The 16,138-nt window shown below is 46.8% G+C and carries 20 protein-coding genes; 9 read left to right on the top strand and 11 right to left on the bottom strand.

The annotated features are described in order from the left end of the window. Positions 1 to 298: 298 nt before the first annotated feature. Positions 299 to 685, bottom strand: a complete 387-nt coding sequence (locus tag PN466_RS17345; protein WP_271941569.1) for a hypothetical protein — start codon at positions 683 to 685, stop codon at positions 299 to 301. Between the two features lie 98 nt (positions 686 to 783). On the opposite strand from PN466_RS17345, the gene PN466_RS17340 reads away from it, so the two are divergent. The 3 genes from PN466_RS17340 (at position 784) to PN466_RS17330 (ending at position 4,185) form a co-directional block, all read left to right on the top strand. Continuing rightward, positions 784 to 1,074 carry an element excision factor XisI family protein gene (locus PN466_RS17340; protein WP_313898643.1) on the top strand — a complete coding sequence of 97 codons (291 nt, stop codon included), beginning with the start codon at positions 784 to 786 and terminating at the stop codon, positions 1,072 to 1,074. 35 nt (positions 1,075 to 1,109) lie between these two features. Continuing rightward, positions 1,110 to 3,422: a heavy metal translocating P-type ATPase gene (locus tag PN466_RS17335; RefSeq protein ID WP_271941566.1), complete on the top strand. Its 2,313-nt coding sequence runs from the start codon at positions 1,110 to 1,112 to the stop codon at positions 3,420 to 3,422. A 328-nt stretch (positions 3,423 to 3,750) separates the two neighbouring features. Then, complete coding sequence (locus PN466_RS17330; protein ID WP_271941564.1) at positions 3,751 to 4,185, top strand: FHA domain-containing protein; 435 nt, start codon at positions 3,751 to 3,753, stop codon at positions 4,183 to 4,185. Between the two features lie 109 nt (positions 4,186 to 4,294). Here the strand turns inward: PN466_RS17330 and PN466_RS17325 are convergent, their stop codons facing one another. Beyond that, complete coding sequence (locus PN466_RS17325; RefSeq protein ID WP_313898632.1) at positions 4,295 to 4,708, bottom strand: hypothetical protein; 414 nt, start codon at positions 4,706 to 4,708, stop codon at positions 4,295 to 4,297. Between the two features lie 56 nt (positions 4,709 to 4,764). On the opposite strand from PN466_RS17325, the gene tmk reads away from it, so the two are divergent. Further along, complete coding sequence (gene tmk / locus PN466_RS17320; RefSeq protein WP_271941561.1) at positions 4,765 to 5,418, top strand: dTMP kinase; 654 nt, start codon at positions 4,765 to 4,767, stop codon at positions 5,416 to 5,418. A gap of 118 nt (positions 5,419 to 5,536) precedes the next feature. Next, a complete protein-coding gene (locus PN466_RS17315) occupies positions 5,537 to 5,947 on the top strand; it encodes a DUF1622 domain-containing protein (RefSeq protein WP_271941558.1) in 411 nt (136 codons plus the stop codon). Positions 5,948 to 5,986: 39 nt separating this feature from the next. Here the strand turns inward: PN466_RS17315 and PN466_RS17310 are convergent, their stop codons facing one another. The 3 genes from PN466_RS17310 to PN466_RS17300 are packed head-to-tail and all read right to left on the bottom strand — an operon-like array spanning position 5,987 to position 8,572. Further along, complete coding sequence (locus PN466_RS17310) at positions 5,987 to 6,376, bottom strand: hypothetical protein (RefSeq protein ID WP_271941555.1); 390 nt, start codon at positions 6,374 to 6,376, stop codon at positions 5,987 to 5,989. Between the two features lie 56 nt (positions 6,377 to 6,432). After that, positions 6,433 to 7,548: a glycosyltransferase gene (locus tag PN466_RS17305; RefSeq protein WP_271941553.1), complete on the bottom strand. Its 1,116-nt coding sequence runs from the start codon at positions 7,546 to 7,548 to the stop codon at positions 6,433 to 6,435. Positions 7,549 to 7,594: 46 nt separating this feature from the next. Then, on the bottom strand, positions 7,595 to 8,572 hold the full coding sequence (locus PN466_RS17300; protein ID WP_271941551.1) for a GDP-mannose 4,6-dehydratase: 978 nt from the start codon (positions 8,570 to 8,572) through the stop codon (positions 7,595 to 7,597). Between the two features lie 238 nt (positions 8,573 to 8,810). On the opposite strand from PN466_RS17300, the gene PN466_RS17295 reads away from it, so the two are divergent. Continuing rightward, positions 8,811 to 9,287: a nitrate reductase associated protein gene (locus PN466_RS17295; RefSeq protein ID WP_271941548.1), complete on the top strand. Its 477-nt coding sequence runs from the start codon at positions 8,811 to 8,813 to the stop codon at positions 9,285 to 9,287. Next, positions 9,284 to 10,096 carry an alpha/beta fold hydrolase gene (locus PN466_RS17290; protein WP_271941546.1) on the top strand — a complete coding sequence of 271 codons (813 nt, stop codon included), beginning with the start codon at positions 9,284 to 9,286 and terminating at the stop codon, positions 10,094 to 10,096. The genes PN466_RS17295 and PN466_RS17290 overlap by 4 nt, the downstream gene beginning before the upstream one ends. A gap of 25 nt (positions 10,097 to 10,121) precedes the next feature. Here PN466_RS17290 and PN466_RS17285 read toward each other — a convergent pair whose 3' ends face one another. From PN466_RS17285 to carA, 5 genes are all read right to left on the bottom strand, one after another. Continuing rightward, positions 10,122 to 10,409, bottom strand: a complete 288-nt coding sequence (locus tag PN466_RS17285; protein ID WP_271941544.1) for a DUF1816 domain-containing protein — start codon at positions 10,407 to 10,409, stop codon at positions 10,122 to 10,124. Between the two features lie 85 nt (positions 10,410 to 10,494). Beyond that, positions 10,495 to 11,523 (bottom strand): 23S rRNA (guanosine(2251)-2'-O)-methyltransferase RlmB, encoded by a 1,029-nt coding sequence (gene rlmB / locus PN466_RS17280; RefSeq protein ID WP_271941541.1) that lies wholly within the window; start codon positions 11,521 to 11,523, stop codon positions 10,495 to 10,497. Positions 11,524 to 11,529: 6 nt separating this feature from the next. Then, positions 11,530 to 11,928 carry a Mini-ribonuclease 3 gene (locus tag PN466_RS17275; RefSeq protein ID WP_271941538.1) on the bottom strand — a complete coding sequence of 133 codons (399 nt, stop codon included), beginning with the start codon at positions 11,926 to 11,928 and terminating at the stop codon, positions 11,530 to 11,532. 79 nt (positions 11,929 to 12,007) lie between these two features. Further along, the gene (locus tag PN466_RS17270) at positions 12,008 to 12,397 is read right to left on the bottom strand and encodes an STAS domain-containing protein (RefSeq protein WP_278003129.1); all 390 of its coding nucleotides are present in this window, start codon (positions 12,395 to 12,397) and stop codon (positions 12,008 to 12,010) included. A gap of 114 nt (positions 12,398 to 12,511) precedes the next feature. Further along, positions 12,512 to 13,657: a glutamine-hydrolyzing carbamoyl-phosphate synthase small subunit gene (gene carA / locus PN466_RS17265; RefSeq protein WP_271941536.1), complete on the bottom strand. Its 1,146-nt coding sequence runs from the start codon at positions 13,655 to 13,657 to the stop codon at positions 12,512 to 12,514. An 82-nt stretch (positions 13,658 to 13,739) separates the two neighbouring features. On the opposite strand from carA, the gene PN466_RS17260 reads away from it, so the two are divergent. Both PN466_RS17260 and PN466_RS26020 read left to right on the top strand, forming a co-directional pair. Next, positions 13,740 to 13,946, top strand: a complete 207-nt coding sequence (locus PN466_RS17260; protein ID WP_271941533.1) for a hypothetical protein — start codon at positions 13,740 to 13,742, stop codon at positions 13,944 to 13,946. Between the two features lie 347 nt (positions 13,947 to 14,293). Then, positions 14,294 to 14,608, top strand: a complete 315-nt coding sequence (locus tag PN466_RS26020) for a retropepsin-like aspartic protease family protein (RefSeq protein WP_271941530.1) — start codon at positions 14,294 to 14,296, stop codon at positions 14,606 to 14,608. Between the two features lie 56 nt (positions 14,609 to 14,664). On the opposite strand, the gene PN466_RS17250 is transcribed toward PN466_RS26020, so the two are convergent. Beyond that, complete coding sequence (locus PN466_RS17250; protein ID WP_271941527.1) at positions 14,665 to 16,074, bottom strand: GTP-binding protein; 1,410 nt, start codon at positions 16,072 to 16,074, stop codon at positions 14,665 to 14,667. Between the last annotated feature and the right edge of the window lie 64 nt (positions 16,075 to 16,138).

The raw sequence follows: 16,138 nt of genomic DNA, 5'->3' as shown, positions 1-16,138 counted from the left end.
ATTTTCACTCGATCTACAAAAAAATGCTATAATAAATCACTTATATATATAGTCAATAAAAGTGAGAGTCTATTAAAGAGTTCGCGATCGCTTTCCGTAAAAATTACAAGTTAAAGCTTCCCGATGCTATAGTGGTGACAACGGCAAAGAGTCTCAATGCAAATTGGTTGACAAACGATCTCAAATTGAGGAGTTTGACAGAAATTCATACTGCATCAGTATTGATTTCTTGATTTTGTAAAGAATGCTTTAAGCCCTGTATAGAACTTTGACTATAGTTAGTTTTAGCGTCATCACTCTAGCCTAAACCCTCAAGCAATCCTAAAAACACACCTAAGACCAAGACCAAAATGAGAGCCACCAATGTAACGATCAAAACCCAATATTGTAAGGTGTAAAGTTTTCGCAACTCTCCTAACGCACCCATTAAGTGTTCTATATCCTGACCTTCAGTATCGACAATTCGCTTAAAGGCAGTAGAGGCTTGGTATGTCCAAATGCCGATTAAAAAATCAGCCACTCCTGAGATCATCGCTCCGATGCCTTCTTGCGATCCGCGCAGCCCAAAGATGACTGTCAGAACTCCACCAATCATTAAAAAAATACTGACAAATTTCATGCGACTGGCTAATTGCCCGATCAGTACATTCTGGGAACCATCAAATTCATAATTATCAGATTGCATAGTTAAAGCCTGTATATAAATACGGTCTGATATTATATCAAATTATCGGCTAGAGATCAATGAAAACCACCAGCCTATAATCGCTCAACTAGAAAACGATCGAGACTCGAATTCAACCAATTTTAACTGAAGATCATGAATGGATCTCTGGTTCATCGAACCTTGCTCGAGCAAGGTGTTTGGTATTTGATGAAACTCACGATCAATATCTTTGGATGTTTCTGGGGTGGGAAGGGAAGAAGAAAATCAGAAATATTCATGTTCATATTCCGATTAAAAATGAGAAAATTGATATTGAAAAAGATTGGAAGGAAGAAGGAATTGTTAATGAGCTATTGCTTAGAAGGAATTTTTTAATTTTCTTGTTCCATAGACTTGCTCTAAACTAGACCAGAGATCGTAGTGGAGAGTTCTAGAGCCGCCTATGCAAGTCGTTCCCCAAACACCAGTCCCCCAAGACTCGATGCCCCTCGAAACCCTAACCTTAGATGTGACGGGAATGAAATGTGCCGGATGCGTCCAAGCTGTAGAACGGCAACTGATTCAACAGCCAGGAGTCCGGTCTGCTTGTGTTAATTTAGTGACGGCTGTAGCGGCAGTAGAATATGAGAGTGGCGCGGTCAATGGGACTCAATTGGCTGAAAAGCTAACAGAATCAGGATTTCCCAGCCAACTACGATCGCCGGAAAATCTCGGAAATTCCTCCCTTTCTCCCCAACACCGGTATCAACAGGAACTTAAAGCACATCAAAAAGAATTGGCGATCGCCGCCTCTTTATTGCTGTTATCCTTTACCGGCCATGGATTTCACGATTTACCCCTTCTGAGTTCCATGGCGTTTCACTGGGGTTTAGCCACCCTTGCTCTCCTCTTTCCCGGACGAAACATCATTATCGAAGGGGCGCGGGGATTATGGAACAATAGCCCCAATATGAATAGTTTAGTCGGCTTAGGGGCGATCGCTGCCTACACCACCAGCACCATTGCCCTACTCGTTCCCCAAACGGGATGGGAATGCTTCTTTGACGAACCAGTGATGCTCCTGGGTTTTATTCTCCTCGGTCGTACCCTAGAAGCCAGAGCCAGAAGCCAAGCTGCCGCCGATCTCAGTGCCCTCTTAGCCCTACAGCCCAAACGAGCGCACCTGATTCCCGTCGGTTCAACGCCGGATGAAACCCCCGTTGATATTGCGGCTGAAACCGTGAAAGTGGGGGAATGGTTGCGAGTATTACCCGGAGAACGCTTTCCCGTGGATGGGCGCGTCGTCGGTGGAGAAACCACGGTCAACGAAAGTATGATTACCGGGGAAGCGATCCCCGTACCCAAGCAGGCGGGAGATTTGGTTAGTGCGGGAACGGTCAATGATTCCGGACTCATCACTCTGGAAACAACCCGCATTGGCTCAGATACAACCTTAGGTCAAATTATCCAATGGGTGGAAAATGCCCAAACCCGTAAAGCGCCCATTCAACAACTGGCCGATACGGTAGCTGGTTATTTTGTTTACGGCATTATGACGATCGCCACGTTAACCTTTCTCTTCTGGGAACTGTTGGGCGTGCAACTTTGGCCCCATGTACTAGCAATTGGGGAAACCCCCTATTCTCCCGTCCTACTGAGCTTAAAATTGGCGATCGCCGTTTTAGTCATCGCTTGTCCCTGCGCCCTAGGGTTAGCCACTCCCACCGCCATCTTAGTCGGTACAGGAATTGGCGCAAAACAAGGCATTCTGATCAAAGGTGGACAAGCTCTACAACAACTGAACGCCATCGACGTAATCAGTTTTGACAAAACCGGAACTCTCACCCAAGGCAGTCCCGTAGTCACCGATTGTATCCCCAATCCGGCCCTAGGTTGGAGTAGCGATCGCCTCCTGGGAACTGCGGCAGCCGTCGAACAAGGCACAAACCATCCCCTCGCCCGTGCTATTTTAGATGCAGCCCAAAAGCAGGAACTCACCTTACCCTCGGCGGAAAGCTTCCAAACCTTTCCCGGTTACGGCGTTCAAGCCTGGGTAGAGCAACAACGGGTACAGTTAGGAACCCCCGAATGGCTAGCGCAACAAGATGTTATTTTACCCGCGAATACTGAAGAAATTGACCAACTTGCCCAAGAGGGTAAAACCGTCGTAGCGATCGCCCTTAATGGCCAATGGGCTGGATGGTTAGGGATTATCGATCCCCTGCGTCCCCAAGCAAGGGAAACCCTGGAAACTCTCCGGCAGATGGGCTTAAGCGTGATGATGCTAACCGGCGATCGCCAAGCAACCGCCCACGCTGTGGGTGAAAAACTGGGACTGAGTCAGGACGAAATTCAGGCAGAAGTGAAACCCGAAGCCAAAGCCGAGGCGATCGCTCGGTTACAAAAATCCGCCCGTGTTGCCATGGTGGGAGATGGCATTAACGATGGGCCTGCCTTAGCTCAAGCCGATGTGGGAATTGCTCTACAGAGTGCTACTGAAGTAGCTATGGATACAGCACAACTGGTGTTGATCGGCGATCGGCTCGCCGACATTCCCCACGCGATCGCCCTCGGTCGAGATACCTTTAGCAAAATTCGCCAAAATCTCTTTTGGGCCTTTGCCTACAATATCCTTGCCATCCCCCTAGCTGCGGGGGTGTTTCTGCCGCAATTCGGTATTCTCCTCTCTCCAGCCACTGCGGGTGCATTCATGGCCTTTAGCTCCGTCAGTGTCGTCACCAACTCTCTGCTGTTGCGCCGACGTTACCCAACTTGACAGCCTAACCTTCGCGCCAGGGAATAGGGAATAGACACTACTGTGGGCAGATTCGCGCCCCTACTTCACAATATGGCTAGAATCGATTAAAATTGTCACTTTGTTGTACTCATCTGGGGGCTTCCATTCTCCAGTGATTGTACTCATGGTTTCTCTAAAAATACGCCCAATTAGAGTAACTATCTCCATCAAGAGCGTTTAAACTAGAAAAGGAATCCCAAAATCTACGGTTAACAAGGCTTCGTGTCCTTTGCCCCTTCCCTAAAACCTCTTAAATGAGGACTAAACCCTAAGTTATTGATGTTATTGAATAGGTGTAATCTAAATAATGACCGAAACTTCTGCTCAATCTAACCAAAATCATCTCCTCATTATTGAAGACGATAAGGGACGGCGAGAATTTACACTCGAAGCCCCGGTTTACTCCATCGGTCGCCATGAACAGAGCGATATTCGCCTATATTCCCAGTTCGTCTCTCGTCGCCATGCGACCCTAGTCCGGTTACCCAAAGAAGACGGAAATTACTATTACCGCATCGTTGACGGTAATCTTAAAGGCAAAGGAAGCGCTAACGGGATTATGGTCAATGGTAAAAAAGTCCCCACCCATGACCTCAAGAATGAAGATGAAATTGTCTTCGGCCCCCAAGTAAGAGCTAGTTATTATCTATTAGTCCGGGAAAGTGTGGTCACAACTCCCGCATCAGATGAATTCGATATTACCTTAATTAGCCCCGGTATGATGGGCGAAGAAGATATGTAGCCCTACGTACCGGTAATGGGTAATAGGTCATGGGTAATCGGTAACAGGTCATTGGGGATCGTCCCCTACGCCCTACGCCCCACTCCCTACTCCACTACTCGCCATCGGGTTATCCAGGAACTGTATCAATCAACTTCAATTGACTGCTGTCTTGAATTTGCTTGCTAACCTGTTGAAACAGTTGATGACAGTGATTGTCCAGTTGTAAAGGTAGCTCTTCGTTTTTGGCCACTAAGGTCATTTTAATTTCCGTTTCAGTAGCGGTTGTGTTATCAATCAACACTTCCACGGTAACTAATTTGCCAAAAGGGACTTTGCCAGGCTTTTCGCGTCCCATGAGGTACTCGGCTCTATCGTATTGAACCTCAATATTCAAGGATTTGAGAATCTCAATCAACGACTGCCGGAGATTGTTATTGGGAAGCGCTACTGTAAATAAACAAGTGTACCGAGCCATAAAACACTCCGGACGTAAAACACGGATAATTTTAACTATATTATCGAAACTCATCTTACCAGTCATTCCCTCTCTTGTTGACACGAGAGAATGAGTGAGGTGGGTACGATCGCCAAAAAACTATGATTGTAGAACCATTAGAGCGTTTTTCCCCTGGGTTAGGCAAGTTAATTGTATTTGAAGGAATTGAGGGTGCAGGAAAAACAACCCAAATCCAGCAAACCTCAGATTGGCTAAGGTCTTGGCTCTCTCAAGAAGTCCTGATCACCAGGGAACCCGGAGGTACACCTTTGGGTGAACGGTTACGAGAGGTGTTATTGGGGGATAGTTGGATTTATGATACTCCAGAGTTGTTACTCTATGCAGCCGATCGCGCCCAACATATCCAAGCGTTCATCCAACCGGCACTGAAGGCAGGCAAAATTATTTTATGCGATCGCTTCACCGATTCGACCCTTGCTTATCAGGGCTACGGTCGTGGTTTAAGTTTAGACTTAATCCATCAACTCAATCAAATTGCTACACAAGGTATCCAAAGTGATGTCACCTTATGGTTGGATGTCGATGTGGAAACCGGACTTAAACGAATGCGCCAAAGGGCATCAGCCGATCGCATGGAACAAGAAGATCTGGCCTTTCATCATCGCGTCCAACAGGGCTTTGAGAGTCTGTCCCACACCTATCCAGAGCGCATGATTCGTATTGATGCCAATTTGCCCGAAGATCGGGTACAAGCTCAGATTCGGACTGCCCTTAAAATCAGAATGAACGGTTAATATAGCGCTGTGGGCTAGGGAATGGGGAATGGGGAATAGGGAATAGGTTTCAATATTGAGCCGGAGTCCTAACTGACTCTTTCTCTGCTATAGGAGAAAACCACACCAACCTGAAACTATGAAATGGATACATCATGTTGAAGAAGCCTTTAGTGGCTTCATTGGAATCATTCAACTAGCCTTTGAGATGATCGCTGTATTTTGCATTCTCCTTGGTTTGGTGCAAACTCTGCGATTAGCGATCCAGCTACTGCCTCAAATGAAGCTGATGCCACAAGGGAATTCGGATACTCCTTTTGTACTGCTGCGAATTAAATTGGGGTCTTGGTTGGCGTTGGCGCTGGAGTTTCAGCTAGGGGCGGATATTTTAGCGACAACCGTTGCGCCGAGTTGGGAAAGTTTGGGAAAATTGGGAGCGATCTCGATTATCCGAACATTCCTCAATTATTTCTTGAATCAGGAATTAGTGGAACAAGTGGAATTACGAGAGAAACTCAATGAGCAAAGCCAGTTAAAATCTGGAGAATAGCGATGAATTTCAGATTTACCGCCTCAAGCCGTGTCATTCCTAACTTCCTCGGTCATCGATTTGTTGTACAGACACATCGATCGCCTCAACATCAATTGTGCCATCGGGAGTTAAACGCGTAAACTTGCCAGAGGCAACTTTCAGGGGTTCCCCACAACCAGGACAGCGCACTTGAGTGTTATTTAACGCCGGAAATGAGGTTTGGCACACGGGACAAGAGGACTCAATCAGATTTCGTTGCAACCACCAGCGCAGAGCAATAAGAAAAATAACAGGGGCGATCGCCAATAGGACAATCAGAATCAGAATTGAATGGACAATCCAGCCCAAACCCACCGATCCTAAGAGCCAAATTCCCCCAAAAAGGGCTAACCAAAAGCCAATACCGGATAGGTTAATCTGAAGTTTTTTCCAATCGTTTAAGTTCAAGATCGCCTCCTTATGGAATTTTCTCTTCCTAGGATAATGGCTCAGTTACCCAATTGTCAGTTATGGAGAAGTTGAGCTAACCGTTGGGTAAAGGCCGGTTTTCCAAACCCAGAGAGAGCTTGCTCCCGTAACCAGGAACCGTCACAGCGGAGATCGCCCCCTTGCAGAATTTCGATACATGCTGTTGCCACCGCTTCCGGATCTCGGTAGGGGACTTGCCACCCCAAACGCCCATCTTCCAGGGGATCGGCGGAACCATCATTATCCCCTGATAATACGGATACACCGCAAGCCATCGCTTCAAGATATACAATACCAAAGCCTTCTTGGGATGGCATAATATAAGCATCGGCAAGACGATAGTGATCGACAAGGGCCTCATCAGGCACAAAACCAGCGAAGACGATGCGATCGCTCACCCCCAGATCCTCAGCTAATTTCTCTAACCGGGGGCGATCGTCTCCCCGTCCAATCACCAAATACTTCACATCTGGGATAGCGTGGGCAATTTTAGGCAACGCTCGGATAGTCACATCAACCCCTTTATAAATATCTCCACTCCACAACCGAGCAACAGTCATCAACACTTTGGCATTCTCTAGCTGGTAAGTTTGCACTAACTCCAGATTTTTAGGCCCTGGGGTAAACACATCCCCATCGATCGCACAGGGAAGCAGCTCAAATTTCTGGCGATCGACTTGATTATTGATACTCGTCCGATCTCGACTATAACGGCTAATCGTCCAAACCCATTCCGCTTTTTGGAGGGCATTGTAATATTTCGGCGCTAAAGGTTCCCACACTTCTTTACCATAGGTTAATACCGTATAAGGAATGCCCAAAGGTTTGCACAACAGTTGTATCAAGTGCGCTAAATACACATGGCCACAAAACACGCGACGGGGTCGTTTTTGGAGTAAATGAAGAAAGAGCGTACTGGCTAAATGAATTCGACCTAACCAAGCTTGTTCTTTTTTGAAGTAATAAAACTTCAGACCCGGTTCACCCTCAAAAGGATTATCACATCCCGCTTTATCTCGCAACAGGTAAACTTCAGCCCTTTGATCGGGGTCTTGAGCGCACAGTTGTGTATAACTGCTGAGAATATCTTTAACATAGGATTGGATACCTCCTTCCAGGCTAAAGATTTCTAAAAAAACAAATATATCCATAGGAATAGGGAATAAGGTATAGGGAATAGGAGATCTCCGTGTCCCTCTATCTCCCTATCTCTCCCTGTTTTAATAACTCCAAATCCTGTTTTACCATTTTCTCAATCAATTGTTCAAAACTCACCTGCGGATGCCATCCTAATTTCGTCTTTGCCTTGGTAGGATTCGCGACCAATTGAAAATGTTCATCTTTTCGTAAAAACTTGGGATTAATCGTGACATGGTCTTCCCAATTTAAATTGATACAAGCAAACGCCGTCGCAACCAAATCCTGAACACTATGTAGTTTTCCTGTCCCAATTACATATTCTTCTGGTTCATCTGCTTGCAGCATTCGCCACATGGCTTCCACGTGATCGCCAGCATAGCCCCAATCCCGTTTAGCTTCCAAACTTCCCATCTCTAAATTTTCTCTCAAACCCAACTTAATTGAAGCGGCTGCTAAAGACACTTTTCGGGTAACAAAATTTTGGGGTCGGCGAGGAGATTCATGATTATATAAAATTCCGCTACAGGCAAATAAACCGTATCGTTCTCGGTGATGTACCATAGTCCAATGGGCATGAAGTTTAGCGGCAGCATAGGGATTTTTGGGTCGAAAGGCGGTTTCTTCATCCTGGGGAGAACACTGCACATCGCCAAACATTTCCGAACTACTGGCTTGATAAAATCGGGTGTCTAAATCTCCTTTGCGAACAGCATCGAGTAAGCGAGTTGCAGTTCCAGTTACTAAGTCTAAAGTGCCTAACGGATCATTCCAAGAATCCGGAACAAAACTAGGGGCAGCTAGATTATAAATTTCATCAGGATGCTTGGCTTCAACCATTTCAATCAGAGCCTCGCTATCCGTTAATTCTACAGGATAAATCTCGATCTGTTCTGCTAACTCTCCTAGTTTAGAAACATTTTTTTTGCGTTGAGGAGAGACTAACCCGACTACATGATATCCTTTTCCTAAGAGTAGCTGACTCAAGTAATAACCGTCTTGACCTGTCACTCCTGTAATGATTGCTGTTTTGGTCATGGGATAGTTTGTAAATTGTGTTTCTATTTTTATGTTAAGTCATCTCTAGGGGATTGAACGAGGATAGGGATTTGCGAAGGGCGCAAAGCCCAATGAAGCGATCGCTTCGAGATCAGTTCAAAGATTCAGTAAAGTTCTACCGAATCATCAGTATTTTGTGTCACTTCTGTTGTGCGATTCGATCGCACAACTCCATTCGTTGCTACACTCTGTAGAAACCCCCATCGACAGATCCTTCATGAGTGATAATCAGGGCAAAAACCTATCTTTCTTTCAGTTTGAAGCTGATTTTGTGCAAGACCTGCGCTGTATTCCCATGCAGGTACGGATGAAATTGGATACTTGTGGCGTGAAGCTGAAGTTAACCCATTGGCATCAATTGATGGTAGAGGAGAGAGAAGAGCTGATGGCTTTACCTTGTGAAACTTTAGAGGAGCAGCAGACCTATCGAGAACAGTTGCGAGAGTTGGTCTTCGCGAAAATGGGCGAATTTCCCAGGGATCTGGCGATCGATCCCGATCGCCCTTGGATGGATGCAAGCGTTATACCCACAGTTGTAGTGGAAAAAGCGGAGAGTGTAGCGGTTAATTTGACTCTGGAGCAATGGGCACAACTGACTCCGGCCCAGCGTTTTGCCTTAATTAAACTGAGTCGTCCCAGTCATGAAAATCACAATTTCGTCCCCGCATTAAGGGAATTTCAGGTTTTGCCATGAGCCAGGATTTGTTTGTGGAGTCGAAGGGGGAAGGGTTCCCGGTATTGTGTTTACATGGCCATCCAGGGACAAGTGGCTGCCTGTCCGTATTTACCGATCGCCTCTCTCAACAGTTTTGGACGTTAGCCCCAGATTTACGCGGTTATGGTCGTTCCCAGGTACGAGAAGAGTTTGAGTTAACGGATCATTTGGCCGATCTTGAGGCGCTTCTAGAACGGTTGGGAATTGACTCATTTTTGCTGTTGGGATGGTCTTTGGGGGGGATTTTGGCCCTGGAGTTGGCTTTGAGACATCCGCAACGGGTGAAGGGGCTAATTCTGATTGCTACAGCAGCTCGCCCCCGTGGGAATCATCCTCCAGTCAATTGGAGGGATTATCTGTATACGGGGATAGCCGCCCTGTTGAATGGGATCAAGCCAGGATGGGAGTGGAATATTGAGCAGTTTGGGAGGCGATCGCTCTTTCGCACCTTAATCCGACAACATACCCCCCAAGCCTATCGCTATTTAGCTCAGGAGGGCACAAGAGCGTATCTCTCGACTTCTCAGGCAGCCCATCAAGCCTTGAATCGGGCCCTGAGAGAGCGCTACGATCGCCGAGATGCTCTCGCTCAGATTAAGTGCCCAGCTTTAGTTTTAGCTGGGTCACATGATTGTCATATTACAGCCGATTCCAGTTGGGAAACCGCACAAGCTCTGTCCAAGAGTCAATGGCGCTGTTATCCACAAACGGCCCATTTGTTCCCTTGGGAAGTCCCTAACCTGGTTTTAGCCGATATTGACCATTGGTTAGACTCTCAGGCCTGGTAATGGGTAATTTTGAAACCCGGCTTTCCTATTCCCGATAATTCCCTATCGCCTCCTGCCGATTACCGATTTCCCCCAAGTCTCCAGAAATAGTAAGGGATTCAGGCTTACACTGTTTAATCAGGCTACTGATGCCTTCAGCAGCTTCAGCTCTGAGATCCTCTTCATAACCGTGTTGGGCTTCTTCCGCTTCTTCTATGCTCTGAAAGGGGCCAAAGTAGTAAGTACAAGAGGGGGTTTGGGTTTTGATTTCAATCCAGTAGGCGAAACCAAGGAAGTTTTGGGTATTCACTAACAAATCTTGGACGTTATTCATTGACTAGCCTGCCTATTGACTCTGCCGATGGACAATAAAGTTGAGCGGACGATATTGAGCGATGGTCATATTTCTTTACATTTTGTTATACATGGTTCAATTTATTTTGGCAATTGCTCTGACCAGAAATATCCAAGGGGGTAGTCCACCGTTGCCGGTAGATTTCATAAAGGCTCATTCCAGCAGCAACAGAAGCATTGAGGCTGGGAGTATTACCTTGGAGAGGGATAGAAATGAGAAAATCACAATGGCGCTGGGTTAGTAAATTTAGCCCACTGCCTTCTGAACCAATGACGAGGGCGATCGCCCCAGAAAAGTTAACTTTAGGGAGAGCTTCTCCTGATTCGGCAACAGTTCCATAAATCCAAAATCCAGATGCCTTCAATTCTTCCAAGGCCCTAGCTAGATTGACAACCCTAGAAACCCGGAAAGATTCTAAAGATCCGGCTGCAACTTTAACCACGGTGGAGGTGATCCCCACAGCTCGCCGTTGGGGGATCACGAGACCCTGAGATCCCAAGGCTTCAGCCGTGCGAATCATTGCCCCTAGGTTATGGGGATCGGTGATTCCATCAGCAATAACTAAGACCGGATTGGGGCTTTGTTCTTTGGCTCTGGTAATCAGATCGGATAACTCTATATATTGATAAGGAGCCACCTGAACGGCAACTCCTTGGTGGTTTCCCCGCTCTGTAATTTGGTCGAGTCGGCGATAGTCTACCTCATCAATGACGGTTCCGTTCGCTTTAGCCTGGTTAAGGAGGGTATGAAAGCGAGAATCATACCTCATTTTGGCGGTAATCCAGACACGATTGATATGCCGTTCTCCTTTAAGGACGGCTAGTACGGGATGGAGACCATAGATCAGGTCGGGGTTGGAGTCCTCCACGACTTCTGGCGATCGCTCTTTGGGTAACTCTTGGGGAGTTTCCACCACAGATGGGCGATGCTTGAGTACGGGTTTGGGTTTGCCTTTGAGTTGAGGACGTGAAAAACGTCTCCCCTCGGATTTCCGTTGAGGACGGGGTTTATGGAATGCTGCCATAGGATTAATCGTATCTAAAGGTGTAGTTTGCCCGATCGCTTTTTGGGCTGTCTGTCGAACAGGACACATTTTTAGTTATTCATCAAAATTAAGCATCCCCAATAACTGATGCAATCGAGAGGGATCGCTTAAATAGAGATAACCAATGAGGGTTTCTAAGCTAGTCGCTTGTTGATAAATTTGGGGGTCTAAGCGTCGGGGGGAACGATGGACACTATTGCGACCCCGCCTAACCATGTCTAACTCTTCTGGATTTAAGTAGGGAATTAGGGTTTGTAGATGTTGAGCTTGCTGTTCAGCGCGAACCTGTTGGACAACCGCTTGATGATAGAGTGGCGATTTCTTAGGAGGCATTAGATAATAAGTCCGCATGTACAACTCATATACAGCATCCCCCACATAGGCTAAAGCCGCTGGCGATAATCGTTGCAAGTCGATAGGATCGGGAACTATCGATCGCGGGTCGAGTACCACTAAGTGCCCCCACCACAATTAAAATAGGAAGCTATCCAGTAAAAGGACTGGATAGCCCAGTTAAGACCTATCCTGGTCATCAGTTCTTCGTATTTTCAAGGGCTTGGTCAATCGTGTCACACACCGATAGGAACTTTTCTAGTCGAACCAGTTTTACAGTTTGCAATACACGAGCATTGGCAACCACTTGTAGACTTCCTTCTTCAGTCTGAGCTTTTTTCACCAATTGGACTAAAGCTCCTAGTCCAGAACTATCCACAAAATCAATCTTAGACAGGTCTAGGATAATGTGCTTTGGCCCTTCATCAATACATTTACCGATGGCCTTACGAAATGCGGGTTCAGAAAATGCATCTAATAAACCCGTGAGGCGAAAAATTTGTGCATTACCGCTGACGCTGCGTGTGCCTCTTAAACTAACAGTCAGGGTGAGTGGTTCAGCCTTAATTCTACCCTCCTTTGATTTCAGATCAAATCAACAAATTTTTAGGGGTAAACCCCGTGAAAGGACTATTCAAGATTGGACAGTCGGAGATCTAGATTAACATTTCTGATGTCCCTTATGCCATAGTTTCCAGGGAACTTAGGCCGCGCGGTAATTTTCCATAGCCTGAATAAAGTTTTCAAACAGATAATCGGCATCATGGGGGCCAGGACTTGCTTCTGGGTGATACTGAACGGAGAAGATTGGTAGTTCTTTATGACGTAGTCCAGCGATGGTTTTGTCGTTTAAGTTCAGATGGGTGACTTCCACTTGGGGATCGAGAGATTCCCCACTAATGGCAAATCCATGGTTTTGACTGGTAATTTCCACTTTTTGCGACAGTCCAGCGGGTTGATTGAGACCTCGATGACCAAATTTGAGTTTATAGGTTTGCGCTCCCAGGGAGAGTCCCAGAATTTGGTGACCCATACAAATACCAAACATGGGTTTTCCAGCCGTGAGTAGCTGTTTCGCCGTTTCAACGCCTTCAGTCACCGCAGAAGGGTCTCCTGGCCCATTGGACAAGAAGATACCATCGGGGTTATGCCGAAGGATTTCTTCAGAGGGAGTATTGGCCGGAACTACAATGACCCGGCAACCATAGCTGGCTAACCGACGCAAGATATTCCGTTTGACTCCAAAATCGATCGCAACTACGGTATATTTTTGTGCATTATTTTTAATACCTTCGGGGTTAAATTCCCAGAGATCTGGCGTGGTGTCTGACCATTCGTAGGTGGAAGCGGTGGTTACTTCACGAACTAGGTTCAGACCGCTCATGTTGGGGGCTTGTTTGACTTTTTCGAGCAGTTGGTTCTCCTCAAGGATTTCGGTGGAGATGCCCCCATTCATGGCTCCAAAACCCCGGAGCTTGCGGGTTAGGGAACGGGTATCGATGCCGTAAATGCCGATAATATTATGTTGTTTAAGATAGTCGGGTAGGGATTCCGTAGAGCGCCAATTACTGGGCAGGCTGCAAATGTTGCGAGCGATCGCCCCTTTGACGTAGGGGCGATCGGATTCTTCGTCATCTAAGTTAACCCCAGTGTTGCCCAATTCTGGATAAGTAAATGTTACAATTTGGCCACAGTAACTGGGATCGGTGAGGACTTCTTGATAGCCTGTCATTCCCGTATTGAACACAACTTCGCCGAGGGTGGTTCCAGTTGCACCGAAAGACCAACCGCGATAGGCTGTGCCATCAGCAAGGACGAGGAGGGCTGGTTGAGCATCTTTGAGTGGCATAGGCATCAAGCAGGATTAAGAACGCTGGTTATTATCGCACAGGGGAAAAGGAAGCTATAGTTTTTTTAGATTGTTTTTGCCAATGAATACTCAGATCGGGTTAGAACCGGTGAAAGGATTAATTGTATTAGGAATGGCAGTCGGGATCGTGGCCTGTGGGCGATCGCCGGTTGAGGGGTCCGATCCGCCAATGCCAGAAGTCCCCCAGGAGATCGCCTCCCCTTCCCCTTCTCCCTCGGTAGCTCCCTCTCCAGTTGTCCAAATCAAAAAACCCTACAACGAGCCTTAGATAAAGCCTATGGTGCCGCCAGCATCGCCCAGTCTGCCGCATCTCCAGGGGATTGGCAGTTAGTCACACGGCAATGGCAACAGTCGATCGCGCTGCTTCAGCAAATCCCATCCCAAAGTCCCCACTATGCCCTGGCTCAACAAAAAATTAACGAATATCAGAAAAACCTGACTTACGCTCAAACCCAAAGTAAAACCGCTTCCCCAGCGCCTGCTCCCACGCCCCAAATCATTGCCGTTCAACCCGTCACCCCCGTTCAACCGGTTCGACGCAGACCCTATTCTGCTCAACCGGGCAGTATTCAAACTCCCATTAAGCGCCGAGAGGGAGGAACACCGGTGATTGATGTGGTGTTTAATCAGACCCAAAGCTTTGAAATGATCGTTGATACAGGAGCGACAGGAGTAGTGATTACCGAAAAGATGGCCCAATCCCTGAATATTCCCCTCATCGGATCTGCAAAAATGGATACTGCAAGCGCCAAAGGAGTTACAGTCCCCATCGGTTTGGCCGAATCTATTGCCGTTAAAGGTTTAGTGGTGCAGAATTTACCCGTGGTTATTGCCGGTTCCCAGTTGGACATTGGCTTACTGGGTCATGACTTTTTTGGCGATTATGACCTGATTATTCGCCAAGACCAGATTGTCTTTCAACCGAGATAAAGCGCTGCGCGCGGTAATGGGTAATGGGTAATGGGTAAACCATTTTTCAGCAAACCCTAATTATGGAGTTTTGTCCATAATTCCTCCTTAATCCGATTTAAAATAGAACTCTCATCTAAGCCCGATAAAATGCGGCTAACGACTGCTTTTGGCCCATCCGGGCCCCAGGATGCACCATTGGCTAAATATTCTTTCGTCACTTGGCCAATGCCATAGGAAGATAGGGCAGAAATAGCCGCTTGACTGATAGCGACAGATAAATAGGGTGCTAAGGCAACTCCTCCCGTCACGGGAGTCGCTAAACCGAGTAGACCTTTGAGGCTACTGAGTCCCAGGTTGGCGAAGAGTTCTCCCGCGCTAATGCCTCCCATGGCGATCGCAATTTTTTGGAGTAAATTCAAAGCCCCTTGTTGGGTCATCTGTATACCATAGAGCTTAGATAAATTCAGGATCATGACCACATCAACGATCGCTGCACTGAGTAAATCGATCGCCGTAACTGGATTTAGAGCGATGGCTAATCCCTTGACCCTCACCGAATTCCAGATGATTTGATTCCCCTTCCCCTCCCGAATTTCCATCTTTCGTTGGACTAACCGCTCATTCACCGTATCGGCGTAGAGCATGGTATTTAACGCGACTAAAGACTTGCCTTCGCGATCGAGCAATTCCAAAATCTTTAGTTTCAAATCCTCCACTTGCGGTTCTCCCCGCACCAGTTTCACCCCCAAACTGCCATCCGGCTGTAGCACCCCTTCTGGAACCAACGGACAAGCAGCCGCCATCACAATTTCGTCTGGGGACAATAACTCCTTCACCCGTTCATCGCGAATTTTTTCATAAATCATCATCCGGTCAGTATCCGGATATTGATCGATCTTATTAAACACCAGCAAAATCGGCTTACTCTCGGCTCGCAAGAGGGACAAAGCTTCGTATTCTACCTGGGTCATATCCCCAGCAATCACGAATAAAATTAAGTCTGACTGCTTCGCCACCTCGTGAGCAAGAGCCGCTCGCTGCTGACCATTGACCTCATCAATTCCTGGCGTATCTATGAGCTGAATTTGGGCCTGTCCTTGATGACCAATGGTCACCCGTACTAACTCTGACTCCTGTTGATCGCAAACTTCCCAGGACGCTCCATGAATAGCGCGAGTAACTCCATGGATGGGGCCGGTTTCAAACACTTGATCTCCTAACAGTGCATTCAGCACTGAAGATTTACCCCGTCCCACCAAACCAAACACAGCAATTTGTACCCGACTTTGTTCTAACTTGTCGAGCATTCCTTGTAAATCTTCAATTTCTGCTTCTAGACCTGACCGTTCTGAATGGCTCAAATCTAAATTTGACACCAAGGACTGTAAAGATTCCGTGGCCTGTTTATAGTTTAATTCCGCTTGAATATCGGCGAAACTCAGAACGGTTTGTTCCAGTTCTTGCTCAAAATCTGCTGCACTCATGGATCAATTAAAAATAAAAAATTAATTCCCTAAACTTGCCACTACCGGTTAATTGTTTCGGCTG

It is taken from the genome of Roseofilum reptotaenium CS-1145, assembly GCF_028330985.1.
GTDB lineage: Bacteria > Cyanobacteriota > Cyanobacteriia > Cyanobacteriales > Desertifilaceae > Roseofilum > Roseofilum reptotaenium.
This window is presented reverse-complemented; position numbering and strand designations above follow the sequence as displayed.